Raw genomic sequence first — 14,427 nt, forward strand, 5'->3', positions numbered from 1 at the left:
GGCATGACGTTTTGTCCACCGGGAGGCACGGCGTATGATCCCCGCATCGGCACAAGGGGCGACCAAGCTGCTGGAAGCTCTGGAAAAGCTTTCCCAGTGGGCGGGCGAGCCTTCCGGGGGGGGGCCTTCCGGTGCGCCGTCGCGTGAGCTGGTGCGGGCCTTCGAGGAAGCGCTCTCCACGGCTCCGCCAGAAGGCCCCGCAGCTGCGGCCGGTGAGGGCGGCCCCACTGCATCGTCGGCAGCGGCGCTCCTGCCGGGACCGGCGGAAGCCATGCCGTGCCCGCCAGTTGACGGGGCGGGGGCGGAAGGCTCTCTTGCTGTGGAACAGAGCGGGAATACTCTTGCCGTGGAGCAGCCCGCCGCAGCCGGTGGCGCTGATGTCCCCGCCGGGCAGGAGGTGACGGAGCCTCAGGCCGTCTTCCAGAGCGAAGGGATCTCCCGCCAGGATGTTCTGGAAGAGCTGGGCCAGTTGCTGGAGCGTGTCTCCGCGCAGGGGGCGGCCATCAGCCCGCAGGAATTGCTGCATGTGCAGCAGCTTGTGGGCATACTCAACGTACAGGCCAAAGTGGGTGTCCAGACATCGCAGCAGACGACGCAAGGCCTGGAAGGCCTGCTGCGCCAGTCCGGTTAGGCACCCGTATCTTAAGAGGTTTTTTCATGCTGCGTCCCATGCTTTTTTTGCTGCTTTCCCTGCTTCTGCTCCTTTCCGGCTGTAAGGTGGAGATGTACTCCGGCCTGTCCGAGGATCAGGCCAACCAGATGCTTTCCACCCTGCTGCGACGGGGGATCGAGGCGGAAAAGCAGGCCGCAGGCAAAAACGGCTATACGCTGCTGGTGGATGACGACCAGCTGGTGCGCGCCCTGCAGGTCCTCAAGGAGAACAGCCTGCCGCGCGAAGCCTTCAAGAACCTGGGGGAAGTGTTTGCCGGTGACGGCATGATCTCGTCCACCTCCGAGGTCCAGGCCCGCATGTCCTACGCCCTTTCGCAGGAGCTGGCGGACACGCTCTCGCGCATCGACGGTGTGCTGACGGCCCGCGTCCATGTGGTGCTCGGCGTCAACGACAAGGTGAACAACATCACCATCGCGCCTTCAGCGGCGGTCTTCCTGCGCCATACCCTGGATTCGCCCGTAGTCAACCTTGTGCCCGAGATCAGGGAACTGGTGGCGGGCGCCGTGGCCTCGCTCAAATACGACAATGTGAGCGTGATGCTGGTCCCGGTGCGGGAAAGCGTGACGGTACCGGATACGAAGCTCCCGTCCCCGCTGCTCTCGCCGGGGGCCCATACGCCCGCCCTGCTGTTGCAGATGCTGGCCATGGCGGCCGTGCTTCTGGCCCTGGGCGTGGGCGGCTGGGTCTATGGTCGCCGTCTGCTGGCCCGTCGTCGCGCTGCCCGTGAAGCCCTTGAGGCCGGGGAAGGGGATGACACCGGCAAGCAGGGTGAGGCCTGATGCACAAACAGTTTTTTGCAGACGTCCTCGCGCGTCGTCCGGCTTTGTGGCAGCGCCTGCTGCAGGCCAATCTGCCGGAAGGCGGACCGCGACTGCCGGATGACTGCCGTGAACAGCTGGGCGGGGCTGCGGACAGTCTCTGGGCCTGGCTGCAGCAGCGCCCGTTGACGCACGGGCCGGACGCTGCTGAAAGCGAGCCTGCCGTACCGGTCCCCTTTTGGGATTACGCCGAGGAGTCGCGCCGCCTGGCTCTTCTGGATGCTCCGGCGCTGCTGGAACTGTGCCGGGTGACGGGTGTCGTCCTGCATGCTCCGGCCATCGCGACGGTGCTGCTGCGGGATGAGGTCCTGCCCTTGCGGGAATCCCTAGGAGAGGAGACGTATCGGTACGCCCTGCAGCGGGGCCGCTACCAGCTGGGGGGCGTGCGGCGCTTCTTCCAGTGGCGGGATACGGATCTGCCCCTGGCGGAACGCTGTGCCCTGCACGGCAATATGGCGCTGCGTCTGGTGGCCGGGCTTTGGCCGGAAGACGTGGCCCTGCGCGTCTGCGATCGTCTGCCCGCGCTGCCGGAGGCGGCCGTGCTGCCGTCCCTGGCGGAAGATGAACGCCACGAACTGTGGCGCGGGGTGAAAAAACTGCTGCTCAAGGAGGTGGCTCCGTCATGGGCGCCGTGTTTCGACTGACGGGCAATACCGTGATGCCCGCCCCTGGGGTGCGGGTGCTGCGCGCGGCCGATTATGCTCGTCTTGTGGAAGCCAACGATGTGCTGGCCGCTGCCCGGGAACGGGCTGCCGCCATGGCTGCCGAGGCGGAAAAAGCCTACGAGGAGCGCAGGCAGGCAGGTTATGAGGACGGCCTCATGGAAGGCCGCATGGAGCAGGCCGAAAAGATGATGGAAACGGCCATGCAGGCCGTGGAATACATCGAAGGTGTGGAAGCCAAGCTCGTGGGCGTGGTGACCTCCGCCGTGCGCAAGATCATCGGCGAGCTGGACGACCGGGAATGCACGGTGCGCGTGGTGCGCAATGCCCTGAACGCCGTGCGCAGCCAGCAGCGTGTGCTCATCCGTGTCTCTCCCGACGACAAGGACGCGGTGCGGACCTCGCTGGCGGCCATGATCTCGTCCGCTCCCAACGGCGCCACGTTTCTGGACGTGACGGCCGATCCCCGCATGAAGCCCGGGGACTGCATCCTGGAATGCGAGCTGGGGGTCGTGGACGCCAGCCTGGAGACCCAGCTCAAGGCTATCGAGCACGCCTTGCTGGGCAAGATCAGGGAGTCGTAGATGGCCTTCGAATACATCGGCGACCTGCTGGAAGAGGCCGTCCGCGACGTCAATCCCCTGGAGACGCGGGGACGCGTGGAGCAGGTGGTGGGCACCATCATCCGTGCCGTGGTCCCCGGTGTGAAAGTGGGGGAACTCTGCCTGCTGCGCAATCCCTGGGAAAACTGGAGCCTCAAGGCCGAGGTGGTCGGCTTTGTCAGGAACGTGGCCCTGCTGTCGCCCCTGGGCAATATGCAGGGCATCTCTCCGGCCACGGAAGTCATCCCCACGGGCGAGATACTCTCCGTCCCCGTGGGCTATGAGCTGCTGGGCCGCGTGGTGGATGGTCTGGGGCAGGCCATGGACGGCGGTCCGGCCATCAGGACGCGCACCCACTATCCGCTGGTGGCCGAAGCGCCCAATCCCATGACCCGCAAGGTCATCAGCAAGCCCATCTCCCTGGGCCTGCGCGTCATCGACGGCGTGCTGACCTGCGGGGAAGGGCAGCGCATGGGCATCTTTGCCGCAGCCGGCGGCGGCAAGTCCACGCTGTTGTCCAGTATCCTCAAAGGCTGCACGGCCGATGTCTGCGTGCTGGCGCTCATCGGGGAACGCGGCCGCGAAGTGCGGGAATTCATCGAACGCGACATCGGTCCGGAAGGGCGAAAAAAGGCCGTGCTCGTGGTCTCCACGTCGGACCGTTCCTCCATGGAGCGGCTCAAGGCCGCCTATACGGCCACGGCCATTGCCGAATATTTTCGCGATCAGGGCAAGAGCGTGCTGCTGATGATGGATTCCGTGACCCGTTTCGGACGCGCCCAGCGCGAGATCGGTCTGGCGGCCGGAGAACCGCCGACCCGCCGGGGCTTCCCGCCGTCGGTCTTCTCGGAGCTGCCCAAGCTCATGGAACGGGCGGGCAATTCGGACAAGGGCTCCATCACCGCCCTGTATACGGTGCTGGTGGAAGGTGATGACATGACCGAACCCATCGCCGACGAGACCCGGTCCATCCTTGACGGGCATATCGTGCTTTCGCGCAAGCTGGCCGCTGCCAACCATTATCCCGCCATCGACGTCCAGGCCAGCGTCAGCCGCGTCATGAACGCCGTGGTGGACAAGGAGCACAAGGCCGCGGCCCAGGCCCTGCGCAAGATTCTGGCCAAGTATGCGGAAGTGGAGCTGCTGGTGCAGATCGGCGAATACAAGAAAGGGGCCGATGCCGAGGCGGATTTCGCCCTGGGACATATCCAGGCGGTCAATGCCTTCTTGCGCCAGGGGCTGGAGGAAAAAAGTTCGTTCGAGGAGACCCTGGCGGCCCTGAAAAAGGTCGTGCTGTAAGCGGGGCCCGGCCTCTGCATATGGCAAAGGTGCATCATGGCGCAACGACTCTATCCCTTGCAGGCCCTGCTGTCCGTTCGCCACTATCGGGAGGACGCCGCCCGCAACGCCTTGCGGCTGGAGGAACGCCGGCTGGTACAGGCTCGTGAGGAAGTGGGGCGGCGGCAGGCCGAGCTGGAACGCTACCGCATCTGGCGGCAGGAAGAAGAGGAGCGGCGTTATGCCGCCATCCTGGGGGCCAGCCTTTCTCTGGAAGAGGTGGCGGATTTTCGGGCCTCTCTGGGCATGCTGGCCACCGGAGAGCAGGAACGCTTCCAGGCCGTGCGCCAGGCGGAAGAGCAGGTGCGGCAGCAGGAACAGGCCGTGACCGGTGCGCAACGGGCCGTGGCCCTGGCCCGCCGGGAAGCGGCGAAGATCGAGAAACATCGTGACATCTGGCAGGAGAACGCCAAACGGGAGCAGGAGCATCTGGAAGATCTGGAGCTGGAGGAGTTCGCCACCCCTTCCCGCGCCAGTGACGATGCCTGAGGCCCCCCGCAGGGTGTTCGGCCGGATCCGCATGGCGGCATATGCTGGAGGTGCCCATGGGCATGGAGATCAGTTCCCGACGCTTGCAGGAAGCGGATTCCCGCATGCAGGCGGAGCGTGAAGGCGCGGATCGTCCCGTGGACGACAGGGACAAGGAACGTTTTGACCGGGCCATGCAGGAATCCCGGGAACGGGACGGGCAGGGCGGTCAGGAAAATGGTCGGGGCGGTTCCCGGCAGGATGCCCTGTCGCCCCAGGCGCTGCTGGACAGCCTTTTCGGCAGCCGCATGCAGAGCATGCAGACGAGCGCCGCACAGGCGGCTCCGGCTCCCGGGGATGTGGACGCCCTTGTGAACGAACTGGTGGACCGTATCCTGGTCTCCGAGCCGGGCAAGGGCTCTCCGGAAGTCCGCATCACGCTGGGGCAGGGCCCGCTTTCGGGCGCGGAGCTGTGTCTGGCACGGGCGCAGGACGGCCAGCTGTTCATCCGGCTCGCCTGCGCCGATCCGGCGTCCTTCCAGACGGCGGTGGGGGCACAGGATGCCTTGCGCAGCGCTCTGGAGCGCAGTGGCGAGAACGTTCGCGTGGAGATCGTCCAGAGCCGGGCGGACGGCGGCAATGAAGGCGATGCCCGGCAGCAGTCCCGGGGCCGCCAGGATTACGTCCCTGACGTGGAGTAGCTACGGCCGCCACACGGCGCGCCACGATATTTTCCCCCTCCGAAGGGGAGCGGACAGATCCCGCTGATTTCGGAAAAGGTGAGTCATGTCCCAGGTGATCCCTTCCCGGCCTTTCATCCCGCCAGCGCTGCCGCCGTTGCAGGCGCGGCTGGTCAATGCCCTCGTCTGCCGGGCCCTGCCGCTGACCGTAGCGCTGGATGCCGGTGCGGAGCAGCCTGTTCCCTGTACGTTGTCGTTCAATGTCGCGGCGGCCACCGCGGAGCAGGATGCTCCCTTTGTTCCGGCGGCCGTGCTGTATCTGAGCAGTGGCGAGGATCTGTGGCGCTTGGAATGGTCATCTCTGGAGGCACTGGCCCTGAGGCCGGATCTTGCCGCCTGGCGCAGCGCCCTGCCCGCAGGGGAGCAGACCTTTGCCCGCCTGCCCGGCGAATTGTGTCTGGCTGTTCTGGAGCGTTTGCTGCAGCCTGCGCTGCAACGGCTGGAACCCTTCCTGGGCTGTGAACTGCGTTTTAGCGGTACACCGCAGGCCGGGATCGCCTGGGGCGGTTCGTTGCCCCTGCGGCTGGATCTGCCCGGTGGTGAGGCTGTCTTCCTGCGTCTGTCCTGGGCGAAGGAAAATGCCGCACGCTATGTGCTGGAGCGGCTGGAACAGCTCCCCATGCGCACGGAGGCCGGGGTCTGTTTCACGGGGACATTGGCCTGTCCGCTGGAAGCGGGGCGCATGCATCTGTCCGCAGACGAGGCGGCGACGCTGGTCCCGGGGGATGTCCTTTTGCCGGAGAGCTGGGCCCCTGAGACGCCGCGTCTGCGCCTGCCGCAGGGCAGGGCACTGGCCTGCCGGCTTGGGGAAGGGATCTTGTCCGTGCTGGGGCCGGATATGGGTGATCCCGGCCGGGAGTCTGCAGAGAAAGAAAGCGAGGACGGCATGAGTGAGGAACAGCTGGCCCCTGCCGGGGCCGTCCAGGGCGATGGGCCCGCCACAGAAGCCCCCACGGTGGCCCCCGCACCTGTCGGGGCACTGGAACTGCCTGTGGTCTTTGAGATCGGCAGGCTGCATCTTCGTCTGGACGAACTGGCGGCGCTTGTCCCCGGGCATACGCTGGCCCTGGGCGGCGAGACGCCGTCGCCCGTCGTGGACATCCGTGTGGCGGGGCAGCTGCTGGCGCAGGGACGTCTGGTGGATGTGGGCGGCATGCCGGGCGTGCAGATCACCCGCATGCATGCTGCCGGACAGGACGGCGGTACGCCGCAGGGGGTCGGGGATGGAACTGGCCGGGATTAATCCCCTCTATCTCATCGCGGGCCTGGCGCTCTTAGGGCTGGCGCCCTTTTTGCTCATGATGGTCACGTCCTACGTGAAGATCGTGGTGGTCACGAGCCTTGTCCGCAACGCGCTGGGCGTGCAGCAGGTGCCGCCTGCCATGGTCATGAACGGCCTGGCCATCATCCTGACGGTCTTCATCATGGCGCCGGTGGCCATGGATACCAAGGCCCTGCTGGAGGAACAGCGGTTCAGCGCGAACCCGAAGCCTTCGGAGATGCTGGAGACCCTGCAGGCCGTCTCGCCGCCGTTGCGGCAATTCCTGGAAAAGAACACCAGCCCCGCCATCCTGCAGGAATTCATGGGTACGGCCCAGCGCATATGGCCGGAGCATCAGCGGCAGAGCATCACGCGTGACAACATGTTCATCCTGGTGCCGGCCTTTACCATCACGGAACTGACCAAGGCGTTCCAGATCGGCTTTTTGCTCTATTTGCCTTTCGTTGCCATAGACCTTATCATTTCCAATGTCCTGCTGGCCATGGGCATGATGATGGTTTCGCCCATGACCATTTCCCTGCCGTTCAAGCTGCTGCTGTTCGTGACGCTGGACGGCTGGCTGAAGATCAGTCAGGGCCTGCTGCTCAGCTATCAGTAGCCAGATTCGGAGGTTCTATGGAAGTCATCGTAACGGAACAGGACGGTATCGCCATCGTGGAGCTTGCAGGCCGCATGGACGCCACGACGACACCGGAATTCGAAAACGCGACCCGCGCCCTGCTGGAAGCGGGCAAGCAGCGTTTGCTCATCGACATGTCCCGGCTGGAATACATCAGCTCCGCCGGACTGCGGGGCATCCTGGGGCTCGTCAAGGCGCTCAAGGCCTGTGCCGGCAAGCTGGCCTTCTGTTCCCTGCAGCCCATGACGGCGGAAGTGTTCCGCATCTCCGGGTTCAACGCCATGCTGACTGTCCGGGACAGTCGGCAGGAAGCCCTTGCGGCTCTGGCCGGCTGAGAGGGCAAGGAGGTAGGCTGTGGCCAGAATCATGCTTCCCGCCCGTGTTGACAGCTGCGCGCCGGCCATGGAATTCCTGCGTGAACACCTGGCCGCCGACTACGCCGACATCCTTGGTTTCGTGGAACTGGCAGTAGAAGAACTGCTGGTCAATGTGGCCACCTATGCCTATGCCGGCACCTGCCCGCAGGAAGGCGACAGGAGCGCCCACTGGGGGCAGATGGAACTGGGCTTCAAGCGGGTGAGCATGGACAGCGCGCCCTTCCTCTGCGTCTGGATACGGGACTGGGGCACGTCTTTCGATCCGTTCATGGAGACCGCCACGCCGGACACGTCGCTGGCCGCAGAGGATCGCCCCATCGGCGGTCTGGGCGTCCACCTGGTCAAGAACGTTTCCGCGCACCACTGCTACAGCGGTGATGACGGCACCAATACCATCGAACTCTATTTCCAGCTTGCCCACGACGAAAATTGAGCCGTGAAGGATAGCCGCTGCCTTCATATTTTCTGTTTTTTTTGCCTGCTGCTGTGCCTTTTGCCGGCCGGGGGCTGTGGCTCCCGGACGTCCGGGCATGTGGCGCCTCCGCCGGAAGCGGCATTGCCGCCGGTGCCCCTGCAGCCCGGTACGGGCATCCTTTCCCATGAATATCAGGAGCAGAAGGTCCTGCCGCGCATGGTACGGGTCGCTTCCCTGCCGCAGAAAAAAGCCCCGGGCGATGCCCGGCAGGCCGCAGCGGCCATGACGGCTCCTGCCCCCCAGACCATGACCGTGGCCGCCGTATCAACGGCTGACCGGGACGAGCGGCAGGCTTTTGCTGCCGCACCGGAGGAATGGCGCCGTCTGGCCCGTGAGGCCGAGGAGATCTTCGGCCTTGATGCGGGGCTTGTGCTGGCGGTCATCCAGGCCGAATCCTCCTTTGACCACACCGCAGTCTCACCCGTAGGGGCCCAGGGGGCCATGCAGATCATGCCCCATACCCAGGAAGAGCTGGGACTCATCGACCCCTTCGATCCCCGGGCCAATGTCTATGCCGGTTCCCAGTATTTGATGCACCAGCTGCAGCGCTTCGGCTCCGTGGAGCTGGCCCTGGCGGCCTACAATGCCGGGCCCGGCAGCGTGGAGCAGTACGGCGGCATCCCGCCTTTTCCTGAAACGCAGGAATTCGTCCGGCGCGTCCTGGTCTACTGGAACCGGAACATTCCTGCGGACCAGCCGACGCATTCTTAAGAACAGGCGGGGCGGGAGCCCTTGCTGCCGTCTCTCATCTCCTCTGCCAGCCTTTATGCTGACGTGGGGCCGCCGCAAGCCTCGCCTCCCTGGTGCCTCGGCTGAGCCCTTCCGGCCCTGAGCCGGTGCCCTTCCCCTGTCTATCTTCTCTTTTCCTTCCGCTTCCTCGTTCCCTTTTGCTTCCTGGTTTCCATGGCCGAAGGCTAAGCTGCCTGTCGGCGCATCCGGGATTTCTCGGGCGTATCCTGTCCGTATCGATCCTTCCGGGGGCCTGTTTGCCGTCCTCTCCCGGCTTACTGCGGGCTCTGGACGTTCGCCCGATCAAGGATGATACGTTCCCCTCGTGGTGCCGTCAGCGGGGAATGACGCCGGATGTAGTCGCCCGTCAGCTCCCTGACGGACAAGGGACTGGTGGCCAGCAGACGGCCTTGCCGCAACATCCCGAAACCGTCGCCGCCTGACGCCAGAAAATCGCTCAGGACCACACCATAACGGCCCTGAGGATCGAGCACATGCCGCCGACCGCGTTCGTCCACGATATGGACGGCCTGCAGACGCCGGCCTGCAGGGCGGCTGGTGTCCGCCTCATAGGCCAGGCCCGCCACCTGCAGCAGCTGCGGCCCTTCCCCGTCGGGCCCGGACACGGCGTGCTCCAGGGCGTCCATGATCTGTTTGCCTGAATATTCGCGGACATACACCTGACCGTCAAAAGGATGCAGGGCCAGCAGATCTCCCCGGGAAATGTCGCCTGCGGGCAGGGAGGCCCGGATGGCGCCGCCGTTAACCAGAGCCAGGCGGGCCCCCTGTTTCCTTCCGTATTCCAGAAAAGCGTCTGCCGTCAGCAGGCCGCTGAAGCAGTCGCCCTTGCGGCAGGCTTCCATGCCGTCCGGCATCCGCACGCTGTGGCGGCCTACGATCTCCGTACGATAGCGCTCCAGGCTCTTCGCGTAGCCGGCCACCAGACGGGTCATGGCTTCGTCCTGCGGCAGGGCCGGGAGGAGTTCCCGGGGACCGCCCGTCCAGGACACAGGGGTGCCCGCCGCATCGAAGGTGATGCTCAGATCCCCCAGATAGCGGGTCGCACGGGCGGCTGTCACCACGAGGACAGGAGCGCCATCCGGCGCGTGTTCCACGATGGGGTAGGGGCCATCCTTGGAGCCGGGGCCGAGATAGGTGTGGGTATGGCCGCCCACGATGACATCCACGCCGTTGACGCTGCGGGCCAGCTCCCTGTCCCGTTCCAGCCCCAGATGGGTCACGATGATGATATGCCGGATGCCCTGAGCCTCCAGCTCGGCGACGTACTGCTGCAGTGTTGTCCGTGCATCCCGGAACGTGGTCCGGGGGCAGGCGGCCGCCAGTCCGGTGACTTCGTCATTGGCCAGCCCGATGATGCCCACCCTGGTCCCGCGTACCGTCCGGACAAGGTAGGGGAGTATGCGGCTCCCGGCCAGCGGGCAGCCCTGCTGCGGCGTCAGATTGGCGGCCAGCACCGGCAGGGGCTGGGCCTCCAGGAAACGGGCCAGTTCGCGGCATCCTTCGTCGAACTCATGATTGCCCAAGGTCATGGCGTCGTAGGGCAGCAGCGCGTCCGCAGCGGCGATCACGGGCCACTTGTTGACGCTGTAGAACAGGGTGCCCTGGAACTGGTCGCCCGCGTCCAGGGCGATGACGTTGTCCTGCTCCTGCCGGGCAGTCTGGATGGCTGCGCTGATGCGAGCCAGGCCGCCGCGGCAGTCCGCGGCCTCGAAACAGGCGTTCATGTGCTCATCGATACCGGCAAGAAAGGCATGGGTATCATTCACGTGCAGGAGGCGCAGCTCCAGACCTGCATCCGGGGTTGTCTTGCGGTGCGCAGGAGCGCAGGCAACCATGAGGAGGAAAAGAGCACAGAGGAGGGCCGTGAACGGCAGGAGCCGCATTCGTTCCCGTAGCAGGTGATGCATGGATATATCCTTTCTGTTTGCCTGATGTGCGGGAGAGCCGACGCCAGCACGATGGTGAGGGCCCCAATGCCTGCCAGGCTTATGCATGGAGGCATCCGTTGCAGGATCGCATGGTGAGGCTGGTCATGCGCAGGCAGCGTGCCTGTGCCTTCCTTGGGGCAGGATGGCCGCAGCCGGACGGTATGCACGGACGGGATAGGCAACCCGTCCCTCGCCCGACGATTGTTATACGGGGAGGGCGTGAAAGGGAAGGGCATATCCGGGGTGGCGGGTGTGCCTTTGTTTTGCTTTTGGCTGAGGCCCCCGGGAACAGAAAAACGGCACCTGCATGACTGCAAGTGCCGTTGGACATGTTGCCGGATCGGGGCAATGGTGTGTATGGCTGGCAGCCTGCCGGTCAGACAGGCCGGGGAGAGGCGTTAGAGCGCTTCCCGGTAGATGTTGATGGCATCCTGCAACGAGACGCTGCGCGGATTGTTGCCCAGCAGGCGGGTCACTTGCAGTACGGATTCGGCCAGTACGGGTACATCGTCGGGCGTGACGCCGTAATCGGCAAGATGACGGGGCACCTGCAGGTCGCGGGCCAGGCTTTCCAGAGCATCAAGGCAGCGACCGGCGGCCTTTTCGTGGCTCAAACCGGTGGTGTTTTCTCCCAGCATGGCGGCCAGTCGGGCAAAGCGTTCCATATTGCCTACCATGTTGAAGCGGAAGACGGGCAGGAGCATCAGGGTATTGGCCAGACCGTGCGGGATGTGGTAGCGCGCGCCGATGGGATAGGCAAAGGCATGCACGGCCGTGACGCCTGCATTGCAAAAGGCCACACCGGCGTAGAAGCTGCCGGTCAGCATGGCCTGCCGGGCCTGGATGTCCTCACCGCGGGCCCAGGCCTTGCGCAGGTTGGGAGCGATGAGGGCGATGGCATGCTCCGCCCACATGTCGGTAAGGGGCGTGGCATGGATCGAGGTGTAGGCTTCCATGGCGTGGATGAGGGCATCCATGCCGCTGGTCGCGGTGGGGCCCTTGGGAAGGCTCAGGGTCAGTTCGGGATCCAGGATCACGCTGGCGGGCAGCATATGGCGGCTGACGATGCCCATCTTAAGCTGGGCGGCTTCGTCGGAGAGGATGGCGATGTCCGTGACTTCGCTTCCCGTACCGGCAGACGTGGGGACGAGGATCAGGGGCGCTCCCGGCTTGGACACCTTTTCGATGCCGTACAGTTCGCGGATGTCCTGCTGGTTGCCCAGCAGCACGGAGCAGGTCTTGGCGGTATCCAGCGAGGAGCCGCCGCCGATGCCGATGACACAGTCGGCCCCAAAGGCACGGGCCTGCTCGGCGGCGGCCAGGACGCTCTCCACCCGGGGTTCGGGTTCCACGTCGGCATGGATCGCCACCTCAAAGCCCTTTTCACGCAGCAGGGCCGCGGTCTTCTCCGTCAGGCCCAGCTTGGCCAGGATGGGATCGCAGACCAGAAAGATCCTGTGGCCGTTCAGCGAGGCGGCCTCTTCGGCGATATTCCCGTAAAAGCTGCCGCATCCGTTGACGATACGGCGACAGATCTTGAACGTCGTGATGTCCATGGTGTTCTCTTTGATGTTGATGGTTCCGGTACGCCTGCCTACAGGCTGCTGAGGCCCAGCAGCTTCATGCCGTTCTCATAAAAGAGCTTGCGGCGGCATTCTTCAGTAAGATCGAGGCGCTGATATTTTTCGACGGCCTTGTGGACTTCCACGAAGGGATTGGCGCTGGCAAAGACGACTTTGTCCGTGATGTATTCGTTGGCGGCCTGGATGTAGTTCTGTCCCATCAGCTTGGATTCGCAGGTGGAGAAGTCCATGTAGACATTGCTGTGGCGCAGGACCAGGGCGATGGCTTCCAGCACCCAGGGATAGCCGCCGTGGCTGAGCAGGATCTTCAGTTCGGGGAAGTCGGTGGCCACGCGGTCGATGTGGCGGGGATCGGTAGAATCCAGGACTACCTTGGGCATGAAGGGCGAAAGACCGGCGGTCATGATGACGGGGATGTCAAACTCGCAGCACATGGCGTACAGCGGATAGAATTTGGCATCGTCCACGGCACAGTGGGCCATGGCGGCGTCGATGGCGGCACCGCGGATGCCGTCTTCGAGAACGGCCTTGCGGAAGCGGCGCACTGCCGTCATGCCCTTGTGGGGATCATAGGCCCAGAAGCCGATGAACAGGTCGGGTGCGGCCGCCATGCATTGCAGCACGTCGTCATTGGTGCTTTGGATGGCATAGGTGGATTCGATGTCGCGCCCGGAGACCACAGCCTTGGCGATGTCGAGGCCGCGCAGTTCGTCAATGCACTCCGGCAGGCTCTTCTCGGGGCGGGAGCAGAAATCCGTCTTTTTGATGTATTCGCAGTACACGGGGTTTTTGATGACACTGTCGAGAGAGGCACGGGTGCTGGGACGATAGCGGAAGTCGATGATCTTCATGATGTTCTCTTATAGGTTGATGGTGAGGTTCTTGCGGACGAGGGAAAGGGCCAGAGCGAAGACGCCCGTGAGGCAGAGGACATAGGAAACGATGCCGAAGTGGCTGTAGACCATGACAGGCAGCCAGGTCCCCAGGGCGCTGAAGGTGTAGTAAACGGAAAGATAGACGCCATTGGTCATGTTCTTTTCGGCCAGGCTCATGCGGTTCACCACGCCGGGCAGCGTGGTGTAGACCAGTACGAAGCCCGTCGTCATACCGAATATGGCCAGGAGCAGGGAGAGCGGGCTCGAAGGGAGAAGGCTCGGGACAGAGGCGAGGAAGAGCAGGACGCCGCAACGGATCGTGCGCATCTCACCGTGCAGCAACCGCATGATCTTTTTGGAAAAGATCCCCAGCAGGGAGCAGATGAAGGCAGGGACATAGAGCAGGCCTGTAGCCCAGCTGCCGGCATCAGGCAGGAGTTCCCGCATACGGAAGGGCGCCAGGTTCAGGACAGAGGCATGCGCGAAGATGCACAGGGGGCCGATGAGGATGAGCAGCAGCAGGCCCGGCTGGCGCAGCACCCCTAACAGGTGGGCCGGGGAGAAAACGTCATGCTGTGCGCTCCTGGTCCGCTGCAAAAGCAGGAGGCAGGGCAGTGCAGATCCCAGCAGAAGGGCATATGTCAGGAAGGCGGCCTGCCACCCAAGCCAGCTGGTGATGAAACCGGAACCTATCCTGCCCAGGAAGGCCCCGAACATGGTGGTCGTGGTATAGATGGCCATGGCCCGTTGCAGGGACTCCTGCCGGCTGTGCAGGGAGATGTGCGTCATCAGGGCCAGCAGGATGGCAGGGACCAGCAGCCCGGTCAGGGTGCGCAGGGCCAGCAGCTGCCAGAAGGCCGTCGTAAACGAGGCTGCCAGCAGGACAAGAGCGCACAGAGCTGTGGTCAGCTGCAAAAGGCGGCGGGTACTGCACAGGTTGAGGATATAGCCATAGCAGACCGGCGCCAGCCCCAGCGGCAGGATTGCCAGCGTCATGAGCAGACTGGCAGACTGGCTGCCGACCCCGAAATGTTGCTGGATGACCGGCAGCAGAGGCTGGGGACCATAAAGAGCGGCAAAGGCCGCAAAGGTCGTCCAGAGCAGGACAAGGAATTCCACCTTGCCCAGGCTGGGGGCCGGTGAACGCATGGACATGGGGACTGCTTCCTCCGCATGGTTTTGGGGAGGCTGGCAGGATCTCCCCGTTGCGGAGGGGCAAAGCAAAAAGGGTGCCGTT

General features: G+C 64.5%; 16 protein-coding genes. 12 read left to right on the forward strand and 4 right to left on the reverse strand.

Annotated features, from left to right (window positions below; genetic code table 11):
• Positions 1 to 34 precede the first annotated feature (34 nt).
• The 12 genes from Q4I12_RS09840 (at position 35) to Q4I12_RS09895 (ending at position 8,765) form a co-directional block, all read left to right on the forward strand.
• Entirely contained in the window at positions 35 to 631 is a 597-nt protein-coding gene (locus tag Q4I12_RS09840; RefSeq protein ID WP_302261453.1) for a hypothetical protein, read from the forward strand.
• A gap of 26 nt (positions 632 to 657) precedes the next feature.
• The gene (gene sctJ / locus Q4I12_RS09845; protein ID WP_040369131.1) at positions 658 to 1,452 is read left to right on the forward strand and encodes a type III secretion system inner membrane ring lipoprotein SctJ; all 795 of its coding nucleotides are present in this window, start codon (positions 658 to 660) and stop codon (positions 1,450 to 1,452) included.
• Positions 1,452 to 2,135 (forward strand): SctK family type III secretion system sorting platform protein, encoded by a 684-nt coding sequence (locus Q4I12_RS09850; RefSeq protein ID WP_302261454.1) that lies wholly within the window; start codon positions 1,452 to 1,454, stop codon positions 2,133 to 2,135. Before sctJ ends, Q4I12_RS09850 begins: the two co-directional genes overlap by 1 nt.
• On the forward strand, positions 2,114 to 2,737 hold the full coding sequence (locus Q4I12_RS09855; protein WP_168936122.1) for an HrpE/YscL family type III secretion apparatus protein: 624 nt from the start codon (positions 2,114 to 2,116) through the stop codon (positions 2,735 to 2,737). The genes Q4I12_RS09850 and Q4I12_RS09855 overlap by 22 nt, the downstream gene beginning before the upstream one ends.
• The gene (gene sctN / locus Q4I12_RS09860) at positions 2,738 to 4,054 is read left to right on the forward strand and encodes a type III secretion system ATPase SctN (protein WP_168936123.1); all 1,317 of its coding nucleotides are present in this window, start codon (positions 2,738 to 2,740) and stop codon (positions 4,052 to 4,054) included.
• Positions 4,055 to 4,090: 36 nt separating this feature from the next.
• Positions 4,091 to 4,582 (forward strand): type III secretion system stalk subunit SctO, encoded by a 492-nt coding sequence (gene sctO, locus Q4I12_RS09865; RefSeq protein ID WP_204625450.1) that lies wholly within the window; start codon positions 4,091 to 4,093, stop codon positions 4,580 to 4,582.
• 56 nt (positions 4,583 to 4,638) lie between these two features.
• Positions 4,639 to 5,262 carry a type III secretion protein gene (locus tag Q4I12_RS09870; protein ID WP_168936125.1) on the forward strand — a complete coding sequence of 208 codons (624 nt, stop codon included), beginning with the start codon at positions 4,639 to 4,641 and terminating at the stop codon, positions 5,260 to 5,262.
• Positions 5,263 to 5,347: 85 nt separating this feature from the next.
• Positions 5,348 to 6,544 carry a type III secretion system cytoplasmic ring protein SctQ gene (gene sctQ / locus Q4I12_RS09875; RefSeq protein WP_302261455.1) on the forward strand — a complete coding sequence of 399 codons (1,197 nt, stop codon included), beginning with the start codon at positions 5,348 to 5,350 and terminating at the stop codon, positions 6,542 to 6,544.
• Entirely contained in the window at positions 6,531 to 7,181 is a 651-nt protein-coding gene (sctR, locus tag Q4I12_RS09880) for a type III secretion system export apparatus subunit SctR (RefSeq protein ID WP_320620020.1), read from the forward strand. Before sctQ ends, sctR begins: the two co-directional genes overlap by 14 nt.
• A 17-nt stretch (positions 7,182 to 7,198) precedes the next feature.
• Positions 7,199 to 7,537: an STAS domain-containing protein gene (locus Q4I12_RS09885; RefSeq protein ID WP_168936127.1), complete on the forward strand. Its 339-nt coding sequence runs from the start codon at positions 7,199 to 7,201 to the stop codon at positions 7,535 to 7,537.
• Between the two features lie 19 nt (positions 7,538 to 7,556).
• On the forward strand, positions 7,557 to 8,012 hold the full coding sequence (locus Q4I12_RS09890; protein ID WP_168936128.1) for an ATP-binding protein: 456 nt from the start codon (positions 7,557 to 7,559) through the stop codon (positions 8,010 to 8,012).
• A 99-nt stretch (positions 8,013 to 8,111) separates the two neighbouring features.
• Positions 8,112 to 8,765 (forward strand): lytic transglycosylase domain-containing protein, encoded by a 654-nt coding sequence (locus Q4I12_RS09895; RefSeq protein WP_302261456.1) that lies wholly within the window; start codon positions 8,112 to 8,114, stop codon positions 8,763 to 8,765.
• Between the two features lie 293 nt (positions 8,766 to 9,058).
• Here the strand turns inward: Q4I12_RS09895 and Q4I12_RS09900 are convergent, their stop codons facing one another.
• The 4 genes from Q4I12_RS09900 to Q4I12_RS09915 form a co-directional block, all read right to left on the reverse strand.
• The gene (locus Q4I12_RS09900; RefSeq protein WP_367891470.1) at positions 9,059 to 10,711 is read right to left on the reverse strand and encodes a bifunctional metallophosphatase/5'-nucleotidase; all 1,653 of its coding nucleotides are present in this window, start codon (positions 10,709 to 10,711) and stop codon (positions 9,059 to 9,061) included.
• Between the two features lie 419 nt (positions 10,712 to 11,130).
• Positions 11,131 to 12,288 carry an iron-containing alcohol dehydrogenase gene (locus Q4I12_RS09905; protein ID WP_302261457.1) on the reverse strand — a complete coding sequence of 386 codons (1,158 nt, stop codon included), beginning with the start codon at positions 12,286 to 12,288 and terminating at the stop codon, positions 11,131 to 11,133.
• Positions 12,289 to 12,326: 38 nt separating this feature from the next.
• Positions 12,327 to 13,166, reverse strand: coding sequence for an amidohydrolase family protein (locus Q4I12_RS09910; RefSeq protein WP_204625444.1), 840 nt, complete (start codon positions 13,164 to 13,166; stop codon positions 12,327 to 12,329).
• A 9-nt stretch (positions 13,167 to 13,175) separates the two neighbouring features.
• Complete coding sequence (locus Q4I12_RS09915) at positions 13,176 to 14,345, reverse strand: MFS transporter (protein ID WP_302261458.1); 1,170 nt, start codon at positions 14,343 to 14,345, stop codon at positions 13,176 to 13,178.
• Between the last annotated feature and the right edge of the window lie 82 nt (positions 14,346 to 14,427).

The sequence above is a fragment of the Desulfovibrio piger genome, from assembly GCF_951793255.1.
Lineage (GTDB): Bacteria > Desulfobacterota > Desulfovibrionia > Desulfovibrionales > Desulfovibrionaceae > Desulfovibrio.